This is a genomic window from Psychrobacter sp. 1U2 (genome assembly GCF_051847575.1).
This window is the reverse complement of record NZ_JBPYDC010000657.1, coordinates 1-915: the sequence shown is the minus strand read 5'-3', so window position 1 is coordinate 915 and position 915 is coordinate 1. Positions and strand designations below refer to the sequence as shown.

General features: G+C 44.7%; 1 protein-coding gene. It reads left to right on the top strand.

Annotated elements, in window-relative coordinates; genetic code table 11:
- Window positions 1–275 precede the first annotated feature (275 nt).
- Window positions 276–915: lipoate--protein ligase (locus ACS8FD_RS17915; protein ID WP_439276843.1), on the top strand; the 640-nt coding region annotated here is incomplete at its 3' end.

The following is a 915-nucleotide window of genomic DNA, read 5'->3' as shown; positions in this document are numbered from 1 at the left end:
AGATAGATTAGAGCCGTAGGGTGGCGTTAGACTTGTTAAATTCTCGTAGAGAATAAAAACAAGAAGTAACCCGCTATTGAAAGCAGAAGATCATTCGGTGGGTTACGCGTTCGCTAACCCACCCTACGCCACACTTAAAAATTAATCGAAAGCAACATATCTAACCTTATTAACCCTTCAAAACCATTCCTTTCTCCCACACCCCCATTGAATTAAAGCCCCGCATCGGCAACAATAGCTGCTACTAACAATCTCCATAATAAAAAGGACACTCAATGAAACTGCGCATTCTAAAGTCTGCTGTGACCAACCCTTGGTTTAACCTCGCGACCGAAGATTGGATATTTAATACGCTGAACCCCGACTCGCACACGCTATTTTTATGGCGCAATAGCGAGACCGTGGTCATTGGGCGCTCACAAAATCCATGGGTAGAATGCAAAATTGATAAGATGGAAGCCGACGAGGTGTTTCTAGCACGGCGTCAAAGTGGCGGCGGCGCGGTGTTTCATGACTTGGGTAATACCAACTTTACCTTTTTATCGCCCAAAGACGACTACGATCAAGAAGCGAACTTTACCATCATTATTAACGCGCTAAAAAAATTGGGCATAGACGCTGAATTGTCTGGTCGTAACGATATGCAAGTCGGTGATAAAAAGATATCAGGCAGCGCCTTTAAACATGCGGCGGATCGTAGCTTTCATCATGGCACATTACTGGTCAATGCTAACATGCAAAAGCTCAGCGATTATCTCAATCCGCATCCGCTCAAGCTCAAAGCCAAAGGCATCAAATCTGTCCGTGCGCGCGTCGCTAACCTGAAAGAGTTTAATACAGACATCAATCATGAGACCTTATCCGAGGCGATTATCGAGGCGTTTTACGAATATTATAATGATACCGCGCCAGTAG